The organism is Streptomyces sp. NPDC104581, assembly GCF_055583685.1.
Genome location: NZ_JBVJNN010000069.1, coordinates 1 through 19,257 on the forward strand (window position 1 = coordinate 1; position 19,257 = coordinate 19,257).

Consider the following 19,257-nt stretch of genomic DNA (forward strand, 5'->3'; position numbering starts at 1 on the left):
CCCCACCCCCCCCCCCCCCCCCCCCCCCCCCCCCCCCCCCCCCCCCCCCCCCCCCCCCCCCCCCCCCCCCCCCCCCCCCCCCCGCCCGGCTTCGGGGGTGGACACCTCGTGACGGAGCACCTCGTGGCCGCACACCACCGGACGAACGCCACCGGACGAACCACCACCCGGTGGACGCCGCACCCGGGCAGGACATTTGTCCCGGCCGAGTCCGTACACACGCGCCTGCCGGGGCCGGCCCGCGTTCCGTAGCGTCATCGGCATGACACAGCCAACGGCAACGGCGACACCCGCCACCCACCCCGCGGTCGCGTCCGCCGTGCGCGTCGAAGGGGCCGTCAAGTCCTTCGGCGCCGTGCGCGCGGTGGACGGCGCCGACCTGGACATCGCACGCGGCGAGACCGTCGCCCTCCTCGGCCGCAACGGCGCGGGCAAGTCCACCGTCATCAGCCTGCTGCTCGGCCTCGACGAGCCCGACACCGGCCGCGTCCGGCTCTTCGGTGAGACGCCCGAACGCGCGGTCACCTCGGGACGGGTCGGCGCGATGCTCCAGGAGGGCGGGCCGGTCCGCCGTACGACGGTGCGCGAACTGGTGTCGTTCGTCGCGAGCACCTACCCGCGCCCGCTGCCCCTCGCCGAGGCCCTGGACCTCGCCGGGCTCACCGCGCTCGCCGGGCGCCGCGTCGACAAGCTCTCCGGCGGCCAGTGGCAGCGCGTCCGCTTCGCGATCGCGCTGGCCGGCAGCCCTGAGCTGATCGTCCTCGACGAGCCCACGGCGGCCCTGGACGTGGAGGCCAGGCGCGCGTTCTGGACGTCCATGCGCGCCTACGCCCGCCGGGGCAACACCGTCCTGTTCTCCACGCACTACATGGAGGAGGCCGACGACAACGCCGACCGGATCGTGGTCATCGACCACGGCCGGATCGTCGCGGACGGCGGCGGTGAGAGCATCAAACGCGCGGTCGGCGGCCATCTCGTCGCCTTCGACCTCGCCGGTCGCGGCACGGAGGGTCTCGGCGCGCTGCCGGGTGTCGTCTCGCTGGAGGTACGGGGCGACCGGGCCCGGCTGCGTACGGACGACTCCGACGCGACCGTCGTGGCGCTGGCCGGCCTCGGCCGGATCAGGAACCTGGAGGTCGCCCACGCCACGCTGGAGGACGCGTTCCTCGCGCTCACCGGTGCCGGTAAGACGGAGGAGACGGTGTGATGTCCGGCTATGTGCGGCTCGAAGTACGGCGCACCCTGCGCGACCCGGGATTCGTGCTCTTCGGCGCCGGGATGCCCGTGCTGATGTATCTGCTGTTCACCAACCTCGGCCCCGCCGACGACGGGGCCGGCGCGTGGAAGACGACCGCGATGGTGGGCATGGCCGCCTACGGCGCGCTCGGCGCCGCCGTCGGCGTCGGTACGGGCATCGCCGAGGACCGCGCGCTCGGCTGGCTGCGCCAGCTGCGCGTCACCCCCATGCGGCCCCGTCAGGTCGTACTCGGCCGCGCGGTCACCAGCTCCGTGACCGTCCTGCCCGCGATCCTGGCGGTCCTGACGGCGGGCGCCGTGACCAACGGCGTACGGCTGGACGCCTGGCAGTGGGCCGTGCTGGTCCTGCTGCTGTGGGTGGGCACGCTGCCGTTCACGCTGCTGGGGATCGGCAACGGCTACCGGCTCTCCGCGCAGACCGCGGGAGTGGTCAACGTGGGCGCCCTGATGGGTCTGGCCGTGCTCGGCGGGCTCTGGTTCCCGATCGAGGCGTTCCCCGATTGGCTGCGGACCGTCGCCGAGTACTCGCCCGCGCACGGCTTCGCCGAACTCGGCTGGGCCACGACCGCCGGGCACGCCCCCGGGATCGCGGCGGTCGCGGTACTCCTCGGCTGGCTCGCGGTCTTCGGTTCGTACGCGGTGCTGTCCTACCGCAGATCCGCGAGGACGGTATGAACGGGGTGGCGACGCGGACCCGGCGCGAGCGGGTGCGGACACGTCGGCGGGAGCAGGGGACCCGGCAGAGGTTCCGGCCGGGGCCGACCGCGGGCTTCGCCATGCTGCCGTGGCTGCTGCTGGGCCTCGGTTCCTTCTCCAACCTCGCCCAGGGCGAGACCCCCAACCCGTGGTTCGGCGCCATCGGGCTGCTGGTCTTCAACTCCCTCTACATCAACGTGGTGTTCCGCGCCTTCCACCCGTCGGCACGGCACAGCCGGGGCACCTGGTTCGCGCTCGCCGGGATGGCCGTGATGACGTTCGGCCTCGGCGGTGTCTACGGCGGCAGCTGGCTGCTGTTCTTCCCACTGTTCGGGCTCGCCTGCGGCACCGTGCTGCGCGGTCGGTACCTCGCCCTGGTCGGCGCGCCGCTCGCCGTCACGATCGCGGTCGTCGCGGCGGTCCACGACGGGTGGGGCGCGGTCACCATCGCGTACGGCACGGTCATGTCGATGCTGGTCACGGCGGCGATCCTGGCCCTGTCCGAGACGGTGGTGGAGCTGCGCTCGACCCGGCAGGAGCTGGCGCGTTCGGCGGTCGAGGAGGAGCGGCTGCGCTTCTCGCGCGATCTGCACGACCTGCTCGGCCACACCCTGTCCGTGATCGTGGTGAAGTCCGAGGCCGCGCGCCGGCTCGCGCCGCGCGACATGGACGCGGCGCTGGCGCAGATCACCGACATCGAGTCCGTCGGGCGACAGGCGCTGACCGAGATCCGCGAGGCCGTCACCGGCTACCGCGACGCCAGTCTCCCGACCGAGCTGGACCGGGCGCGCTCCGCGCTGACCGCCGCCGGGATCGAGCCGGTCGTACGGCAGTCGGGACCGCCGCCGGGGCCCCGTACGGAGGCGCTGCTCGGCTGGGTCGTACGGGAGGCCGTCACCAACGCCGTACGGCACAGCGGGGCGACCCGCTGCGAGATCACGGTGGACGGCGCGCCGGAACAGGTCCGGCTGGTCATCGTGGACGACGGTCGCGGCGTACGCTCTGGACCGGCCGGCGAGGGCGCGGGCGCGGGCACGGGTTACCGGGGTACGGGCCTGACGGGTCTCACCGAGCGGCTGGCCGCGGCGGGCGGTTCGCTCGAAGCGGGTCCGGACGGTCCGGCGGGGCGCGGCTTCCGGGTGGCCGCCGTGCTCCCGGTCGATCCCACGGCGGACGGGCCGCGCCCGGAGAAGACCTCACCGACGGAATCGGAGCCACCGGCATGATCAGAGTCCTTCTCGCCGAGGACCAGGGCATGATGCGCGGCGCCCTGGCGCTGCTCCTCGGTATGGAGAGGGACATGGAGGTGGTCGCCCAGGTGTCCACCGGGGACACCATCGTCTCGACCGCCCTCACGGCCCGTCCCGACGTCGCGCTGCTCGACATCGAACTCCCCGGCCGCAGCGGTCTCGACGCCGCCGCCGACCTGCGCGAGGAGGTGCCCGACTGCCGGGTGCTGATCCTCACCACCTTCGGCAGGCCCGGCTATCTGCGCCGGGCCATGGAGGCGGGGGCGGCGGGTTTCCTGGTCAAGGACGGGCCGGTGGAGGAGCTGGCCGAGGCGATCCGGCGGGTGCTCGGCGGGGAGACCGTGGTCGATCCGGTGCTGGCCGCGGCGGCGCTGAGCGCGGGGCCGAGCCCGCTGACGGCGCGCGAGCGGGACGCGCTGAACGCCTCCGTGGACGGGGCGACCGTCGCGGACATCGCGGCGAAGCTGCATCTGTCCGAGTCGACCGTGCGGAACTACCTCTCGTCGGCGATCGGTAAGACCCGTACCCGGAACCGCGTGGAGGCCATGCGGGCCGCCCGGCAGCAGGGCTGGCTCTGAGGCGCCGCGGGACCGGGCGCCACGGCGCCGTGACGGCCCGGCCGGCGCGTGCCCGCCGTCAGCCGTCCGCCGTCAGCCGTCCGCCGTCACGTGCCCGTCGGCGCGTGCCCGGCGTCATGTGTCCGACTGGCGCGGCAGCCAGAAGAACATCAGCACCGCCGCCGTGAGCAGCAGCCCCGACCCGGTCCTGAACGCCAGCGCGTACCCCTCGGTGAGCGCCACCGGGCCCGTCCCGTGGGACGTACGGGCCGCCGCGACCGTCGACAGGACCGCGAGGCCGATGGCCCCGCCCATGGTCCGCGAGGTGTTCACCAGTCCCGAGACGAGACCGGCCTCGCCGGGTGCCGCGCTCGCCGTCGCCAGGGCGGCCAGCGGTGTCATGGCCAGTCCGGCTCCGGCCATCATCAGGATGCCGGGCCCCAGGATCGTTCTCAGGAAGGTGCCGTCGGCGGTCATCATCGACTGCCAGCCGAATCCGGCGGAGCCCACGAGCGCGCCGAGGACCGCGACATGGCGGGCGCCGACGCGCCGCATCAGCAGGGGCGCCAGCTTGGAGCCGAGTACGACGCTCAGTGAGCTCGGTATGAGCGCGAGGCCCGCTTCGAGAGGTGTGTAGCCGAGGATGTTCTGGGCGTAGACCGTCATGAAGAACCACATGGCGAACGACGCCGAACCGGCGACCATCATCCCCGCGTTGGCCGCCGAGACCGCCCGCACCCGGAAGAGTCTCAGTGGCATCAGCGGCTGCCGGGTCCGCGCCTCCACCACCAGGAAGGCCCCGAGCAGCAGCAGCCCGCCCGTCAGCGGCACGAGTGTCGCCGCGGCCGTCCAGCCCGCCTGCTCGGTCTGCACGATGCCGTACGCGACGACGGCGAGACCGCCGGTGACCAGGACGGCGCCCGGCAGGTCCAGCCGGCGCCGCGCCTCCTTCGCCCGGCTCTCGGTCAGCCACAGCACGGCGGCGGCCAGGACCAGCGCACCGGCGGGCACGTTGATCAGCAGCACCCAGCGCCAGGACAGCAGGTCGGTCAGGACGCCGCCGACGAGTCCGCCCGCCGCGCCGCCGCCCGCGCCGACCGCCGCCCAGGTGGCTATGGCCCGGGTCCGCGCCGGTCCTGCGGGGACGGCGGCGGTCAGGATGGTGAGGGTCGCGGGTGCCAGTACGGCGGCGCCGAGACCCTGCACGGCACGGGCGGCGAGCAGCTGCCAGCCCTCCTGCGCGAGACCGCCCGCCAGCGAGGCGACGGTGAAGACCCCGAGCCCGGCGAGGAACATCCGTTTGCGGCCGAAGATGTCGGCGGCCCGGCCACCGAGGAGCATGAAACCGGCGAACGCGATCGAGTAGGCGTTGAGGACCCACTGGAGACCGACGGTGCCGAGGCCGAGGTCGGCGCGCATCGACGGCAGGGCGACGTTGACCACCGAGACGTCGAGCACGACGAGGAACTGCCCGGCGCAGGCGGCGGCGATGACGGCCCAGGTACGGGCCGGCCGCGCGGTGGCGGGGCTCTCGGTGCCGGACTCGCGACCGGACCCGGACGCGGGATCCGCTTCGGGCTCGCGGCCGTTTTCGGTTTCGGGGACTGCCGGGACGTGGGCCATGGCCGTCATCGTCGCAGCCCCTCCCCCGCCCCGTACATCGGGATATCGATGTACGGGGCACCGGGCCCGGCGTCCTAAGTCCGCTCGTCAGCGAGGAATACCCGGGGCCCGAAGGAATACCGGGGCCACCCGGAGGCGTTGACCCTCCGACCACCCCGCTGTCCGCCCCGCCCACCCTTCCCCTGCCCGGAGGCTCCACCCATGCCGCAAGCGACGCCCGACCAGTACGCCGGATCCGGCCCCGTCCCCGGGGCCGTTCCGCGTAAGCGGGGGACCGGCGGCGTCGTGCCGGTGCTCGCGTTCGCCGGGATCACCGTCGCCGTCATGCAGACCCTGCTCGTCCCGATCATCAAGGATCTGCCGGCGCTGCTGCGCACCTCGCCCGACAACGCGACCTGGGTCATCACGGCGACGCTCCTCGCCGGTGCGGTGTCCACCCCGATCATGGGGCGGCTCGGTGATCTGTACGGCAAGCGCCGGATGCTGCTCGCGAGCCTCGCGGTCATGGTCGTCGGTTCGCTGGTCTGCGCGTTCACCGACGATCTGACGGTGATGATCGCCGGCCGGGCGCTCCAGGGCTTCGCGATGGGCGCGATCCCCCTGGGCATCGGCATCATGCGCGACGAGCTGCCCCGCGAGAAGCTCGGCTCGGCGATGGCCCTGATGAGCTCGTCGATCGGGGTCGGCGGCGGACTCGCCCTGCCCGGCGCCGCGCTGGTCGCGCAGCACGCCGACTGGCACACGCTGTTCTTCGGTGCCGCCGGGCTGGGCGTGCTGTCGATGGTGCTGACGGTCCTGGTGGTGCCGGAGAGTTCGGTACGGGCGGGCGGCCGGTTCGACTGGTTCGGCGCGCTCGGTCTCTCCGTGGGTCTTGTCGCCCTGCTGCTGCCGGTCACCAAGGGCAGCGCCTGGGGCTGGACGTCGTCCACGACGCTCGGTCTGTTCGCCGTGGCCGTCGTGGTCCTCGGTCTGTGGGGCGCCATGGAGCTGCGTCTGCGGGCCCCGCTGGTGGACCTCCGTACGAGCGCGCGCCGCGAGGTGCTGCTGACCAACCTCGTGTCGATGATGGTCGGCGTCGCGTTCTACGCGGTGTCGCTGATCCTGCCCCAGCTGCTCCAGCTCCCCACGTCGACCGGTTACGGCCTCGGCCAGTCCATGGTCGTCGCGGGACTGTGCGTCGCGCCGCTCGGTCTGACGATGATGTTCGTGGCCCCGCTCTTCGCCCGGATATCCGCGCGGCGGGGCCCCAAGGTCTCGCTGATGATCGGCATGGCGGTCATCGCGGTCGGTTACGGCGCGGGGTTGTTCATGATGAGCGCCGCCTGGCAGACCGTCGTCATCTCGGTGGTCCTCGGCGCGGGCATCGGACTCGCGTACTCCTCGCTGCCCGCCCTGATCGTCGGGGCCGTCGACCCGAAGGAGACCGGCGCGGCCAACGGGCTGAACACCCTGGCCCGTTCCATCGGCACGTCGGTGTCCAGCGCCGTCATCGGCATGGTGCTGGCGCGTACGGCGATCGGTACGGGCCCGGCGGCGGTCCCCAGCCTGCACGGCTTCCGCGTCTCGTTCATGATCGCCACGGCCGCCGTGCTCGGAGGCCTGGCACTGGCCGCGTTCCTGCCGGCCCACCGGACCTCGCCCCGGACCGAGTTGCTGGCGAGCGGCGGGGAGGACGCCCCCGCGCCGTCCGCCGTCGGGGGGTTCCGCGGCCGGGTGCTGGACCCCGACGGCGCGCCCGTCCCCCGGGCGAACGTCACGCTCATCGACCCGCGCGGCCGTCAGGCCGGTCTCACCAGGGCGGACGACGAGGGCCGGTACGCGCTCGCGGTGCCCATCGCCGGTGAGTACGTGCTGGCTGGCTCGGCCACGGGCCACGCCCCCTGCGCCCACCCGGCGGCCTGTCCCGGCGGGGCGCTGCCGGTGGCCGTCGACCTGGTGCTGGCGCCCACGGCGGCGGTCCGGTCGTAGGGGGTGTCGGTGCGCGGGACGGCGTACGGCACGATGGGCGACCGCACCGCACACCCGCCCAGGAGGAACCCATGACCGCCGGGACCGCCCCGTCCGAACCGACCCCGGCCCCCACCGTCCCCTCCCCCGGCGTGCTGGCCGCCTTCGAGCGCGCGAAGGGCTTCATGCCGACCGGTGAGGGACTGGCCCTGTACGCCGCCGCCACCGAAGCGGCCACGCTCGGGCTGCCGTTGCTGGAGGTCGGTACGTACTGCGGCCGGTCCACCATTCTGCTCGCCGACGCGGCCCGCGCCGCCGGGGTCACGGCGCTGACCGTCGACCACCACCGCGGCAGCGAGGAGCAGCAGCCCGGCTGGGAGTACCACGACCCGTCGCTCGTCGACCCGGAGGCCGGGCGCATGGACACGCTGCCGTCCTTCCGCCGCACGCTCCACGCGGCCGGTCTGGAGGACCATGTCGTGGCGGTCGTCGGCCGCTCCCCGCAGGTGGCCGCGGTGTGGGGCGGCCCGCTCGGGCTGGTGTTCATCGACGGCGGCCACACCGACGAGCACGCGAACGGTGACTACGAGGGCTGGGCGCCGCATCTCGCGGTGGGCGGGCTGCTCGCCGTGCACGACGTGTTCCCCGACCCGGCGGACGGTGGCCGGGCGCCGTACCGGGTGTGGCGGCGCGCGCTGGCGTCCGGCGCGTTCGCGGAGGTCTCGGCGTACGAGTCGCTGCGAGTCCTGCGACGTACCGGGGCGGGAACCTGACGCTCCGTCCTTCACGGACTAGCATCGCCGGGTGTCGTACGACGAAAGCCACCTCCCCGCCCGTCGCCGTCCCTTCTCGCGGCTCACGCTCACCCTCGCCGCCGCGGCCGTGGTGCCGGGTGCCTTCGCCGGCTGGCTGATCTGGCAGGCCACCGGCGGGTCCAACGACGGGGGCCCGGCCGGACTTCCCGCGCAGGGCGCGAGCGCGTCCGCCTCGGCCGATCCGTCGCGGCGGCCGGGTTCCGCGGAGCCGGGGCCGTCCGGCGCGGGCTCGCCGTCGAAGCCGGCGGACGGCGACGACGCTCCGGGGGACGCGCGGCCGGCTCCCGGTGACGGGCCGCTGGCGGGCCGGACCGTCGTGATCGACCCCGGGCACAATCCCGGCAACTTCAAGCACACGGCCGAGATCAACAAACTCGTGGACATCGGAACCAACCGCAAGGAATGCGACACCACGGGCACCTCGGGCAACTCCGGTTACACGGAAGCCGAATTCACCGCCGATGTTTCACAGCGCCTCCGCACTCTCCTCCGTAAAGAGGGAGCGACCGTGAAACTCACACACGAGAACGACCGGGAGTGGGGACCGTGCGTGGACGAGCGCGCGGAAATCGGCAACAAGGCCGGTGCGGACGCGGTCATCTCCATCCACGCGGACGGCTCGGCCGCGGGCAACCGCGGCTTCCATGTCATCCTTCCCGCACTGGTGAAGTCGGGCGGGGCCGACACCTCGAAGATCGTGGCCCCCTCGCGCGAGCTCGGCGAACGCGTCGCGGGCAATTTCGTACGCACGACCGGAAGCGCTCCGTCCAATTATCTCGGCGGGGGCACGGGGCTCGATGTGCGCGACGATCTCGGCGGGCTGAATCTCTCGACCGTGCCCAAGGTCTTCATCGAGTGCGGCAACATGCGGGACTCGAAGGACATCGCCCTGCTGACGAGCGCCGACTGGCGGCAGAAGGCGGCACAGGGAATGGCGGACGGCATCAGCAGTTTCCTGAACCGATAGCCGCACCCGTTACCCCCGGCCGATAGCCGAACACGGGGAACGGCGCGGGAAAACGCGGGGGCAGCCCGCCGAACAGCCGTCAAATGGCAACGGATTCACAACGAAAAGACCGCGATCCATTCTTCTTCGCGCTCTCCCGCAACCGTTGGAGGGCCTGCCGTGGTCCTCTTCCGGGGTGGCCCGGAACCGAGGAGACGCCCCGCTCGGGCAGGCGCTAGATTAATCCGTACGATAGGGAGCCGCCCCCGAGCTTCGCACCCCTCGCCGTCGCCCCGCGACGGTGGCGACCGCCCCGACGAGACGACCTACGAAGGACTTTTCAACGTGAACATCCGCTCCCTCACACGAGGCGATGGCGTGGTGATCGGAGCAGCGGTGGTGCTGTTCATCGCCTCGTTCCTCGACCTCGTCGGCATCGACTGCCCGCAGGGCGTCGACTGCTCGAGCTACAGCTCGAACGCCTGGGACTCGCTCGGTCTTGTGATGAGCATCTACATCGCCGGCATCATCGGCGCCGCGCTCATCGTCGTCGGTCGCGGCATGCCGGGCCGCAAGGTGGCCGGTCTCGACCTCGGCCAGTTCGGTGTCGCCCTGACCGTCTTCGCGCTGTGGACCGCGTTCTGGACCATCATCGACGCGAACAACGCGGGCGCCGGCCTGATCCTCGGCCTGCTCGCCACCATCGTGCTCGCCGCGGGCGCGCTCGCCACCCCGCTCGTCCCCGCCCTCAAGGCGCCCCTCGTCGGCGCCCCGAAGCCGCAGGTCGCCTCGCCGTACGGCCAGCAGGGCCACCCCGGCCAGGGGTACGGCTACCCGGGCGCCCAGCAGCAGCCGTACGGCGGCCAGCCGGGTCAGCCCCAGCCGGCGTACGGCGGGGCCCAGCCGGGTCAGGCGGGTCCGGGCCAGCCCTCGCAGGGCGGACAGCCGGGGGCTCCGGGTCCGAAGCAGGACGGCTCGTCCGGCGGCGCCTTCGAACCGTTCTGGTTCGCCGTGCCGGTGGCCCGTCCCCTGTACGGCGAGGACGGCTCGCCGTCCCCGATCGCCGAACTCGCGCCGGGCACCTGGTACCTGGCCGTCGAGCAGCGCGGCCCCGGCCTGATCGCCCAGACGCAGGACGGCCGTCGCGGTCTGCTTCAGGACACGACCGGCATCCAGCGCGGCTGAGCTGCGCGCGGCGAACGCCGACGGCCCCCGCCCTCTCCGGGCGGGGGCCGTCGGCGTTCGCCGGTCACACCGTTCCGGCCAGTGGGGGGTTTCGCCGGTCGTAGAGCGGCAACACGGTTGTCATGGCCACACGTCAACGCAGTGGAAGCAGCGCAGCAGCCACGATCCTTGTAGTGATCGCGGATGTCATGGCCTTCATATTGGGCCTCTGGATCTTGATGTACCTGCTGGACGCCAACCGCGCCAACGACCTGGTGAGCTTCGTCCAGGACGCGGCACGCTGGCTCGCCAGCTGGTCCTACGATCTGTTCACCTTCGACGAGGCATGGGCGCGCGTGGTGTGCGGCTACGGTCTCGCGGCCGTGGTCTACCTGTTTATCGGCCACGCGCTGGCCAGCCGGATCCGCCGGGCCTGACGGCCCGTCAGCAATACCGCTCAGCCCACCCGTTCACAGCAGTCCGGCTCCAGCCCGGACGGCAGTCTCGCACCGCTGAAGACGGCCGTGGTCGCCTCGTCCCCCCCGAGAGCGGCCACGGCCAGCAGCAGTGAGGCCGCCGTCCAGCTCGTCAACTCCTCGGGCCAGACCGCCTTCTCGCCCTCGAAGACATAGCCCGTCCAGTACATCCCGCCGTCCGCGCGCAGGTGCCCGATGGACTGGAGTATGTCCAGCGCCCGGTCCGACTCGCCCACCACCCAGAGCGCCAGGGCGAGTTCACAGCTCTCGCCGCCGGTCACCCAGGGGTTCGGCAGTACGCAGCGCACCCCGAGTCCGGGAACGACGAAGCGGTCCCAGCCCTCGTCGATCCGGGCCTTCGCCCGTGGTCCGGTCATCGCCCCGCCGAGGACCGGGTAGTACCAGTCCATCGAGTAGCGGCTCTTGTCGAGGAACCGCTCGGGGTGCTCACGGACCGCGTGCGCGAGCGCTCCGGCCGCCAGCTCCCAGTCGGGCTGCGGCTCCTCGCGCTCCTCGGCGATCGCGAGCGCGCAGCGCAGCGCCTGGTAGACGGACGAACCGCCGGTCAGCAGCGCGTCGTGGACGGGGGTGCCGTCGTCCTCGCGCTTCCAGCCAATCTGCCCGCCGGGCCGCTGGAGTTCCAGGACGAACCCGATGGCGGAGCGTACGACGGGCCACATCCGGTCGAGGAACACCTCGTCACCGGTGGCCAGATAGTGGTGCCAGACGCCGACCGCCGGATAGGCGCAGAAGTTGGTCTCGCGGCTGCGATCGGTGGGCCGGGTGGCCTCGCCGTCGTCGTAGGCGGCGTACCAGGAGCCGTCCTCGTTCTGGTGCCGGGCCAGCCACGCGTACGCGCGGGCGGCGGCCTCGTGTTCGCCGGACGCGTCGAGCGCCATGGCGGCCTCGGTGTGGTCCCACGGGTCGAGGTGGTGGCCGCGGAACCAGGGGATGGCGCCGTCGGGGCGCTGCGCGGCGAGGATCCCGGCGACGGTCTCCGCCGCCTGATTCGCCGTCAGGACACCGGGCAGGACGAGGTGTTCGGTGCGGTCGGCACCGCGGCCGGGCAGGGTCACCGGCCCTCCGCCGACGGCTGGTGCGGCTTGGTGGCGTAGGCGACGAAGCTCTTGCCGACGACCGGGTTGAGCAGTTGCTCGGCGAAGCGCGTCGCGAAGGGCTTCTTCATGATGTCCCAGACGAGGAGCTTGTGGTACGCGCGGACGGGCAGCGCCCGATCGTTGTCCACGCCGAAGGCGCACTTGAGCCACCAGTAGGGCGAGTGCAGGGCGTGCGCGTGGTGGGTTCCGTACGGCCGGAGTCCGGCCTCCCGTATCCGGCCGAGGAGTTGGTCGGCCCTGTAGATGCGGATGTGGCCGCCCTCGACCTCGTGGTACGCGTCTGAGAGTGTCCAGCAGACCTTCTCGGGGCCGTAGCGGGGCACGGTCACGGCGATCCGGCCGCCGGGCCGCAGGACGCGGACCATCTCGGCGAGCACACCCTTGTCGTCGGGGATGTGCTCCATCACCTCGGAGATGATCACGACGTCGAAGGACGCGTCGGGGAAGGGGAGGTTCAGCGCGTCGCCCTCCATCGCGGTGGCGGTGGCGCCGGGCGGCGCCTCACCGGCCTCCTTCATCGCGGCGAACCAGGCGGCGACCTCGCGGATCTCCGCACCGTTGCGGTCGAGGGCCACGACCTGGGCGCCGCGCCGGTAGCACTCGAAGGCGTGCCGGCCCGCGCCGCACCCCAGATCGAGTACCCGGTCGCCGGCGGCGAGCGGGAATCGGGAGAAGTCCACGGTCAGCACGAGTTCCTGCTTTCGCGGTCGGGGGTGAAGGCGACTGGGCGGGGCGGTGGATCGGGGCGAGCGTCAGGGGTGGGGGCGCGGGGTGGGGCCGGCCGGGACGCCGGTCAGCGGGCCGGGGGCCGGGTACAGGACGGGCGGCGGCGGGCGGGGGCCCTCATCGGCGGGCCGCCCTCGCGTGGGCGGCCACGGCGGCGCGGTACAGCTCGACGGTGCCCTCGGCGGCGCGCGCCCAGGTGAACCGGCGCAGCACCCGCTCGCGCCCGGCGGCGCCGAGCCGCTCGCGCAACTCCCGGTCGCCGAGCAGTCTGTCGAGCGCGGCGGCCAGAGCGTCCGCGTCGCCGGGCGGGACGGCCAGACAGCTCACGCCGTCGGCCCCCGCGACCTCGGGGATCGCGCCGCCGGTGGTGGCGACCAGCGGCGTGCCGGTGGCCATGGCCTCGGCGGCGGGCAGTGAGAACCCCTCGTACAGGGACGGCACGCACGCGATCTGGGCGCCGCGTACGAGGTCGGCCAGTTCGGCGTCGGAGATGCCCTTGACGAAACGGACGGCGTCGCCGAGCCCGTGGCGCTCGATGGCCTGCTGGACGGGCCCGTCCTCGGCACGCTTGCCGACGACGACCAGATGCGCCGACGGATTCGACGTCCGCACCTTGGCCAGCGCCTCGACCAGATGTATGAGCCCCTTCAGCGGTACGTCGGCGCTGGAGGTGGTGACGATCCGGCCCGGGACCTCGGGGACGGCGGGGTCCGGCGAGAACAGGCTCGTGTCGGCGCCGATCGGGACGACCCGGATGCGGGCGGGCGGGACTCCGAGGTGGTCGGTGATCTCCTGCTTCGAGCTGCCGGAGACGGTGACGACGGCGGGCAGCCGGCGCGCGACCCGCTTCTGCATGCGGGTGAAGCCGTACCAGCGCCGTACGGAGGCGCGGGCGCGCCGCCCGTCGGCGGCGTCGATCTCCAGGCGCCGGTCGACGGTGATGGGGTGGTGGATGGTGGTGACGAGGGGGGCGCCGAGATCGCCGAGGAGCCCGTAGCCGAGGGTCTGGTTGTCGTGGACGACGTCGAACTCGCCCCGGCGGGCGGCCAGATGGCGGCGGGCGCGCAGGGAGAAGGTCAGCGGTTCGGGGAAGCCGCCGGTCCACATGGTGGCGACTTCGAGTGCGTCGATCCAGTCGCGGTACTCACCGCGCCTGGGTGTCCGGAACGGGTCGGGCTGCCGGTAGAGGTCGAGACTGCCGAGTTCGGTGAGCGGGACGCCTTCGTCGAGGACGGGGTAGGGCTGGGCGCCTATGACCTCGACGCTGTGCCCGAGGCGGGCCAGCTCGCGCGAGAGGTGTCGTACGTAGACGCCCTGGCCGCCGCAGTAGGGGTTGCCCTTGTAGGTGAGGAGCGCGATCCGCAGCGGCCGGTCCGCCGCCGCGGAGGTGCCTGCGGGCCCTGCGGGGGTCCCCGCCTCTACGGCCTCAGCGGTCACTCTCGGCCCTCACTTCTCACTTCACTTTCGGCGGAGCGTAACCGCTCGCGTCAATCCGGAACAAGTTCCCGTCCGGGGACGGGAGGACACAGGGAGCCTCGAATCTACCGGCAGGTAGGGCCGCGCAGCGGGGCGGCCCCGGGTGATTCGCGCCACGGCCGATCCGTGCGGTGCGGGCGGAGTGAGCGGGTGGACGGGATCGGTGACGAGGCGTCAGGCGCGCGGTGTCCTCGACCGGGGGCGGGTCCGGCGAGGAGCCGGCCCGGATTCGGCCCGGATTCGGCGCGGGTCCGTCCCGCGATCGGGGACCGCTCCGGTCCGCCGGGGGCGCTCCCCCGGCGGGACGGCGCGGTCGCCGCCCCGGCGGCGGCGTCCGGGGCGGCCGAAAAGGGGCCGGTAGAGTGAGCCCGTCGTCATCATGCCCGTACGGGGGGAAGCCGGTGCGAATCCGGCACTGACCCGCAACCGTGAGCCGCCCTCACCGGCGGTGAGTCGGAACACCCCGGACGCGGTCGTGACCGGCTCGCGCCACCGGAAACCCCCGGTGGCCGGCACCGTCGAGGCATACGGGGCCGAGCCCGGTGCCTCAGCGTGCCTGCCCGGTTCCGCGCGTTCACGCGTTCACGCAGGAGAGGCCGCACCCGAGATGACCACCGTTCGCCGCCACGTGGCGCGTGGCGCAGCAGCGCTCGCCGCCGCCGCCGTCCTGTGCGTGACCGCCGTCCCCTCCGCGGCCTCCGCCGCCCCGGCCTCTCCGGCCGATGACGGGGCCCCGGCCGAGCTGCCCGCCGGGATGTACGGCACGGCCGACCCGACCTACGACGGTGTCTGGCGCCAGTCGCTCGCCATGCTGGCGCAGCGCGCCGTCAACGTCATGCCCGCCGACTCCGCCGTCAACTGGCTGCTCGGGCAGCAGTGCGACAGCGGCGCCTTCCCCGCGTACCGCCCCGACGCCACGAAGCCGTGCGACGCGACGACCGTCGTCGACACCAACTCCACGGCCGCCGCCGTACAGATACTGGCCGCGCTCACCACCCACCCGGAGGCCATGAACAACGGCATGAGCTGGCTCGCCTCCGTCCAGAACGAGGACGGCGGCTGGGGATACAGCGCGGGCGCGCCCAGCGACGCCAACTCCACCGGACTGGTGATAGGGGCACTGGCCGCCGGCGGCGCCCCGGTGGGCAAACGGCTCTCGACGGAGGGCAGGTCCCCGTACCAGGCGCTGAGCGGCTTCGCGATCCCCTGCGACGCGGCGGAGGGCGGCGGCGCGTTCGCCTACCAGCCGGACAAGTCAGGCAAACTGCTTCCCAACGCCGACGCCACGGCCGCCGGTGTCCTCGGCGGGATCGGGAAGCGGATGGTCACGACGGGTGTGGAGCCCGGCCCCGGGCCCGTCTGCCAGGACCTGCACCCGCTCACGCCGGAGCGCGCGGCGCGCAACGGCGCGTCGTATCTGGTGAAGGCGCTCGCCAAGACCGGTCATCTGGACCAGCCGCCCATGCCAGGCGCCGAGGACTCCGCGCCGCTGCCGGACCACGGCAACACCGCGGAGGCCGTCGTCGCGCTGACGACCGCCGGGTACGGCAAGCAGGCGGTGGCCCCGATGAAGTGGCTGGAGAAGAACTCGGCCGCGTGGGCGAAGGAGAACGGGCCCGCCGCGTACGCCCAGTTGATCTTCGCCGCGCACACGACGGGCACGGACCCGCGTGAGTTCGGCGGCACCGACCTGGTGAAGGCCCTGAACGCGACGGGTCCGGCGCCCAAGTGGATCGGGCCCAAGCCGTTGACGACCGTCGAGCAGCAGAAGGTGCTGGCGGATCAGAAGGCCGAGCGGCACAGCATGTCCGGGAACCTGTGGACGATGGCGATCGGGGCGTTCGCCGCGCTCGTCATCTGCGCGCTGTTCGTGGTGCGGGCGAAGCGGCGCCGGGCATGAGGCGGGCGCCCGTACGCACGCGGATACGGACCCGGCGGGCCCTCCCGCTCGTCGCTGTCCTGCTCGCGTTCACCGGCGCGCTGACGCTGCCGGCCGCAGGGACGGCCCACGCCGCGGGCTACCGCTACTGGTCGTTCTGGGAGAGCGACGGCGCGCGGTGGACGTACGCCACCCAGGGGCCGGCCCTCGCGCGGCCCGCCGACGGCGCGGTCAACGGCTTCCGCTTCGCGGTCAGCGCGGACAGCCAGGACGCGGCGAAGCCCCGCGAGACACCGGACTTCGCGGCCGTCTGCGGTTCGACGCCCGCGAAGGACGGCGCCAAGCGGATCGCGGTGGTCGTCGACCCCGGCACGGAGGCGGACGCGCCGGACGGCGAGAAGCCGCCGGCGCCACTGGCCGAGTGCGCGCGGGTCGACGGAGACGCGACGAGCGCGGACGCGCTCGCGGCGGTGGCGAAGCCGCTGCGCTACGACAGCGCCGCGCTGCTGTGCGCGATCGCGGGCTACCCGGAGTCGGGGTGCGGCGAACAGATCTCGGACGAGGGAGCCGCGTCCGCGGCCCCTACCGCCTCGCGCGCCACGGGCGGTCCCGCCAGGGACGACGAAGAGGGCGGCACGCCGTCGCTCGGCATCCTCGCGGGAGCGGCGGCCGTGCTCACGCTGGCCACGGCCGCGCTCTGGCAGGCCCGCCGTCGCCGTGGCTGACCAGGCCGACGCGGACCGGACGGAAACGAACGCCGGGACGACCGCGCCCCCGGACCAGGCCCCCACCGACCCCGATGCGAACCGGGCCACCGGCGTCGGCCCCGGCGGTCACCGCACGAGCCACGACGGCGCCCGCCCGACCGGCACGCCGCGGAGCCGGCCCGACGTGACCGGCCCCGCCGACGAACCCAGCGCCCCCGCACACCCTCGCAGGCCCCGGAACGAGAACACCACCACCACCAGCCCCGTACCAGCACGGCCCACCGACCCGCCCACGCACACCGGCGTCGGCCCCGGCGGTCACCGCACGGGCCATCAGGACGACTCCTCGGACCAGCTCGACGGCGGGCAGCGGCCGGAGACCGACCCCGTCTGGGCCGACCGGCAGGAGGGCGCCGCCGACGGTCGCCACGCCTCGGCCTCCGACACGGCCCGCGAGCACGTCGCGAAGCTGCGGACCGACGGCCCCCGCACGACCGGCACGCCGCGTGGCGGGGGCACCGCGGCAGCCGAGCCCGTCGGCGCGCCGGTGCGCGCCGCCCGCGGGTTTCGGGCGCCGCGAGCGACCCGTGGCAACGCGCTGCACGCCGGGGCGTGGTGGCTGTGGGCCCTGGGGCTGGCCGTCGCCGCCTCGCGGACCACCAATCCACTGCTGCTCGGGCTGCTCGTCGGGGTGGCCGGGTACGTCGTCGCCGCGCGGCGGACCGACGCGCCGTGGGCCCGGTCGTACGGGGCCTTCGTCAAGCTCGGACTCGCCGTCATCGTCGTCCGGCTCGTCCTCGCGGCGTTCCTCGGCTCGCCGGTCCCCGGCTCGCACCTGATCGTGACCCTGCCCGAACTGCCCCTCCCCGACTGGGCGAAAGGCGTCCGGATCGGCGGCCGGGTGACGGCCGAGCAGTTGGTGTTCGCGCTCTACGACGGCGCCAAGCTCGCCACGCTCCTCATCTGCGTGGGCGCCGCGAACGCGCTCGCCAACCCGGCCAGACTGCTCAAGTCCCTGCCCGGCGCGCTGTACGAGGCGGGTGTCGCCGTCGTCGTCGCCATGACCTTCGCGCCGAACATGGTCGCCGACGTCCTGCGCCTGCGCACCGCCCGCCGGCTGCGCGGCCGGCCGACCGGCGGGGTGAAGGCGATCCTCCAGATCGGACTGCCGGTCCTGGAGGGCGCGTTGGAGCGCTCCGTCGCCGTCGCCGCGTCGATGGACGCGCGCGGCTACGGCCGTACGGCCGCCGTACCCGCCGCCGTGCGCCGTACCACCACCGTGCTGACCCTCGGCGGCCTGCTCGGCGTCTGCGCGGGCTCGTACGGACTGCTCGCCGCCGAGGGCGCCCGGTACGGTCTGCCGCTCCTCGGCATCGGGCTCACCGCGGCGCTCGGCGGTCTGTGGCTCGGCGGGCGCCGTTCGGTCCGTACGCGCTACCGCCCCGACCTGTGGGGCGTCCGGGCCTGGCTGGTCGCCGGTTCGGGCGCGGCCGTCGCCGCGCTGATGATCCGGGCGAACGCGTACGACCCGGCGGGCCTGCACCCGGGCGTCGTACCGCTCGTGGCACCCGGTCTGCCGCTCTGGCCGGCCGCGGGCATCCTGCTCGGTCTGCTCCCGGCCGTCGTCGCGCCCCTGCCCGCCACTGCCACCACCACGTCCGAGGAGGAGACCCGGTGATCCGGTTCGAGCAGGTGTCGGTGACCTACACCGACGCTCCGGCCCCCGCCCTCGGCGCGGTGCGGGGGGTCGACCTCACCGTCCCCGAGGGCGAGTTGGTGCTGCTCGTCGGCCCCTCGGGCGTCGGCAAGTCCACCCTGCTTGGCGCGGTGTCCGGGCTCGTCCCGCACTTCACCGGCGGTGTGCTCCGCGGCCGGGTGACCGTCGACGGCCGCGACACCCGTACCCACAAGCCGCGCGAACTCGCCGATCTCGTCGGCACGGTGGGCCAGGACCCGCTCGCCCATTTCGTCACCGACACCGTCGAGGACGAACTGGCCTACGGGATGGAGTCGTTGGGCCTGGGCCCCGATGTGATGCGGCGCCGCGTCGAGGAGACCCTCGATCTGCTCGGCCTGGCCGAGCTGCGCGACCGCCCGATCGCCACGCTCTCCGGCGGCCAGCGGCAGCGCGTCGCGATCGGTTCGGTGCTGACCCCGCACCCCAAGGTGCTGGTCCTGGACGAGCCGACGTCCGCGCTCGATCCCGCGGCGGCCGAGGAGGTCCTGGCCGTGCTGCAACGGCTGGTGCACGACCTGGGCACGACCGTGCTGATGGCCGAGCACCGGCTGGAGCGGGTCGTGCAGTACGCGGACCAGGTCGTCCTCCTGCCCGGCCCCGGCGAGGCGCCGGTCGTGGGCGAGCCGGAACGGATCATGGCCGTCTCCCCCGTCTTCCCGCCCGTGGTGGGGCTCGGGCGGCTGGCCGGCTGGGACCCGCTGCCGCTGTCCGTACGCGACGCGCGCCGCCGGGCCGCCGGTCTGCGCGAGCGGCTCGCCTCGACACCGCCCCCGGCGGCGGGGGGGGGGGGGGGGGCCCCCCCGGGGCCCCCCCGGGGGACCCCCCCCCCCCCCCACCCCCCCACCACCCCCCGACCCCCCCCCCCCGCACAGGGGTTATCCT

At 73.8% G+C, this 19,257-nt stretch carries 17 protein-coding genes and 1 riboswitch; of the genes, 13 read left to right on the plus strand and 4 right to left on the minus strand.

Annotated elements, in window-relative coordinates; translation table 11 throughout:
* Positions 1-262: 262 nt before the first annotated feature.
* Genes ACZ61E_RS31520 through ACZ61E_RS31535 form a run of 4 tightly spaced genes read left to right on the plus strand, consistent with a single transcriptional unit; the run spans position 263 to position 3,781 of the window.
* The gene (locus tag ACZ61E_RS31520; protein WP_469703724.1) at positions 263-1,207 is read left to right on the plus strand and encodes an ABC transporter ATP-binding protein; all 945 of its coding nucleotides are present in this window, start codon (positions 263-265) and stop codon (positions 1,205-1,207) included.
* Positions 1,207-1,932 carry an ABC transporter permease gene (locus tag ACZ61E_RS31525; RefSeq protein ID WP_469703726.1) on the plus strand — a complete coding sequence of 242 codons (726 nt, stop codon included), beginning with the start codon at positions 1,207-1,209 and terminating at the stop codon, positions 1,930-1,932. The genes ACZ61E_RS31520 and ACZ61E_RS31525 overlap by 1 nt, the downstream gene beginning before the upstream one ends.
* Complete coding sequence (locus ACZ61E_RS31530) at positions 1,929-3,179, plus strand: sensor histidine kinase (protein WP_469703727.1); 1,251 nt, start codon at positions 1,929-1,931, stop codon at positions 3,177-3,179. The genes ACZ61E_RS31525 and ACZ61E_RS31530 overlap by 4 nt, the downstream gene beginning before the upstream one ends.
* Positions 3,176-3,781: a response regulator gene (locus tag ACZ61E_RS31535; protein ID WP_469703729.1), complete on the plus strand. Its 606-nt coding sequence runs from the start codon at positions 3,176-3,178 to the stop codon at positions 3,779-3,781. The genes ACZ61E_RS31530 and ACZ61E_RS31535 overlap by 4 nt, the downstream gene beginning before the upstream one ends.
* 114 nt (positions 3,782-3,895) lie before the next feature.
* Here the strand turns inward: ACZ61E_RS31535 and ACZ61E_RS31540 are convergent, their stop codons facing one another.
* On the minus strand, positions 3,896-5,392 hold the full coding sequence (locus ACZ61E_RS31540) for an MFS transporter (RefSeq protein WP_469703730.1): 1,497 nt from the start codon (positions 5,390-5,392) through the stop codon (positions 3,896-3,898).
* Positions 5,393-5,584: 192 nt separating this feature from the next.
* On the opposite strand from ACZ61E_RS31540, the gene ACZ61E_RS31545 reads away from it, so the two are divergent.
* The 5 genes from ACZ61E_RS31545 (at position 5,585) to ACZ61E_RS31565 (ending at position 10,692) form a co-directional block, all read left to right on the plus strand.
* On the plus strand, positions 5,585-7,351 hold the full coding sequence (locus ACZ61E_RS31545; RefSeq protein ID WP_469703731.1) for an MFS transporter: 1,767 nt from the start codon (positions 5,585-5,587) through the stop codon (positions 7,349-7,351).
* A gap of 71 nt (positions 7,352-7,422) precedes the next feature.
* Positions 7,423-8,103 (plus strand): class I SAM-dependent methyltransferase, encoded by a 681-nt coding sequence (locus ACZ61E_RS31550; RefSeq protein WP_469703733.1) that lies wholly within the window; start codon positions 7,423-7,425, stop codon positions 8,101-8,103.
* A 31-nt stretch (positions 8,104-8,134) separates the two neighbouring features.
* Positions 8,135-9,112 carry an N-acetylmuramoyl-L-alanine amidase gene (locus ACZ61E_RS31555; RefSeq protein ID WP_469703734.1) on the plus strand — a complete coding sequence of 326 codons (978 nt, stop codon included), beginning with the start codon at positions 8,135-8,137 and terminating at the stop codon, positions 9,110-9,112.
* A 324-nt stretch (positions 9,113-9,436) separates the two neighbouring features.
* On the plus strand, positions 9,437-10,276 hold the full coding sequence (locus ACZ61E_RS31560) for a hypothetical protein (RefSeq protein WP_469703735.1): 840 nt from the start codon (positions 9,437-9,439) through the stop codon (positions 10,274-10,276).
* 122 nt (positions 10,277-10,398) lie between these two features.
* A complete protein-coding gene (locus tag ACZ61E_RS31565; RefSeq protein ID WP_469703736.1) occupies positions 10,399-10,692 on the plus strand; it encodes a hypothetical protein in 294 nt (97 codons plus the stop codon).
* A 20-nt stretch (positions 10,693-10,712) separates the two neighbouring features.
* Here ACZ61E_RS31565 and ACZ61E_RS31570 read toward each other — a convergent pair whose 3' ends face one another.
* From ACZ61E_RS31570 to ACZ61E_RS31580, 3 genes are all read right to left on the minus strand, one after another.
* Positions 10,713-11,807 (minus strand): prenyltransferase, encoded by a 1,095-nt coding sequence (locus ACZ61E_RS31570; RefSeq protein ID WP_469703737.1) that lies wholly within the window; start codon positions 11,805-11,807, stop codon positions 10,713-10,715.
* Entirely contained in the window at positions 11,804-12,538 is a 735-nt protein-coding gene (locus ACZ61E_RS31575; RefSeq protein WP_469703739.1) for a class I SAM-dependent methyltransferase, read from the minus strand. The genes ACZ61E_RS31570 and ACZ61E_RS31575 overlap by 4 nt, the downstream gene beginning before the upstream one ends.
* A gap of 154 nt (positions 12,539-12,692) precedes the next feature.
* On the minus strand, positions 12,693-14,012 hold the full coding sequence (locus ACZ61E_RS31580) for a glycosyltransferase family 4 protein (RefSeq protein WP_469703740.1): 1,320 nt from the start codon (positions 14,010-14,012) through the stop codon (positions 12,693-12,695).
* 430 nt (positions 14,013-14,442) lie between these two features.
* Positions 14,443-14,515, plus strand: a riboswitch (cobalamin riboswitch).
* Positions 14,516-14,658: 143 nt separating this feature from the next.
* Between ACZ61E_RS31580 and ACZ61E_RS31585 the strand changes: the two genes are divergently transcribed.
* The 4 genes from ACZ61E_RS31585 to ACZ61E_RS31600 all read left to right on the plus strand — a co-directional run.
* Positions 14,659-15,951, plus strand: coding sequence for a prenyltransferase/squalene oxidase repeat-containing protein (locus ACZ61E_RS31585; protein ID WP_469703742.1), 1,293 nt, complete (start codon positions 14,659-14,661; stop codon positions 15,949-15,951).
* The gene (locus tag ACZ61E_RS31590; RefSeq protein ID WP_469703744.1) at positions 15,948-16,655 is read left to right on the plus strand and encodes an SCO2322 family protein; all 708 of its coding nucleotides are present in this window, start codon (positions 15,948-15,950) and stop codon (positions 16,653-16,655) included. The genes ACZ61E_RS31585 and ACZ61E_RS31590 overlap by 4 nt, the downstream gene beginning before the upstream one ends.
* Positions 16,656-17,184: 529 nt before the next feature.
* A complete protein-coding gene (locus ACZ61E_RS31595; protein ID WP_469703746.1) occupies positions 17,185-18,315 on the plus strand; it encodes an energy-coupling factor transporter transmembrane protein EcfT in 1,131 nt (376 codons plus the stop codon).
* Positions 18,312-19,257, plus strand: a 946-nt coding sequence (locus ACZ61E_RS31600; protein ID WP_469703745.1) for an ABC transporter ATP-binding protein, incomplete at its 3' end; no start/stop codon positions are given. The genes ACZ61E_RS31595 and ACZ61E_RS31600, both read left to right, overlap by 4 nt.

What these genes read in the sequence shown, in the direction of transcription:
- ACZ61E_RS31590 (WP_469703744.1), top strand. Translation starts at nt 15,948, where the DNA reads ATGAGGCGGGCGCCCGTACGCACGCGGATACGGACCCGGCGGGCCCTC.
- ACZ61E_RS31550 (WP_469703733.1), top strand. Translation starts at nt 7,423, where the DNA reads ATGACCGCCGGGACCGCCCCGTCCGAACCGACCCCGGCCCCCACCGTC.
- ACZ61E_RS31520 (WP_469703724.1), top strand. Translation starts at nt 263, where the DNA reads ATGACACAGCCAACGGCAACGGCGACACCCGCCACCCACCCCGCGGTC.
- ACZ61E_RS31565 (WP_469703736.1), top strand. Translation starts at nt 10,399, where the DNA reads ATGGCCACACGTCAACGCAGTGGAAGCAGCGCAGCAGCCACGATCCTT.
- ACZ61E_RS31525 (WP_469703726.1), top strand. Translation starts at nt 1,207, where the DNA reads ATGTCCGGCTATGTGCGGCTCGAAGTACGGCGCACCCTGCGCGACCCG.
- ACZ61E_RS31530 (WP_469703727.1), top strand. Translation starts at nt 1,929, where the DNA reads ATGAACGGGGTGGCGACGCGGACCCGGCGCGAGCGGGTGCGGACACGT.
- ACZ61E_RS31585 (WP_469703742.1), top strand. Translation starts at nt 14,659, where the DNA reads ATGACCACCGTTCGCCGCCACGTGGCGCGTGGCGCAGCAGCGCTCGCC.
- ACZ61E_RS31540 (WP_469703730.1), bottom strand. Translation starts at nt 5,392, where the DNA reads ATGACGGCCATGGCCCACGTCCCGGCAGTCCCCGAAACCGAAAACGGC.
- ACZ61E_RS31545 (WP_469703731.1), top strand. Translation starts at nt 5,585, where the DNA reads ATGCCGCAAGCGACGCCCGACCAGTACGCCGGATCCGGCCCCGTCCCC.
- ACZ61E_RS31535 (WP_469703729.1), top strand. Translation starts at nt 3,176, where the DNA reads ATGATCAGAGTCCTTCTCGCCGAGGACCAGGGCATGATGCGCGGCGCC.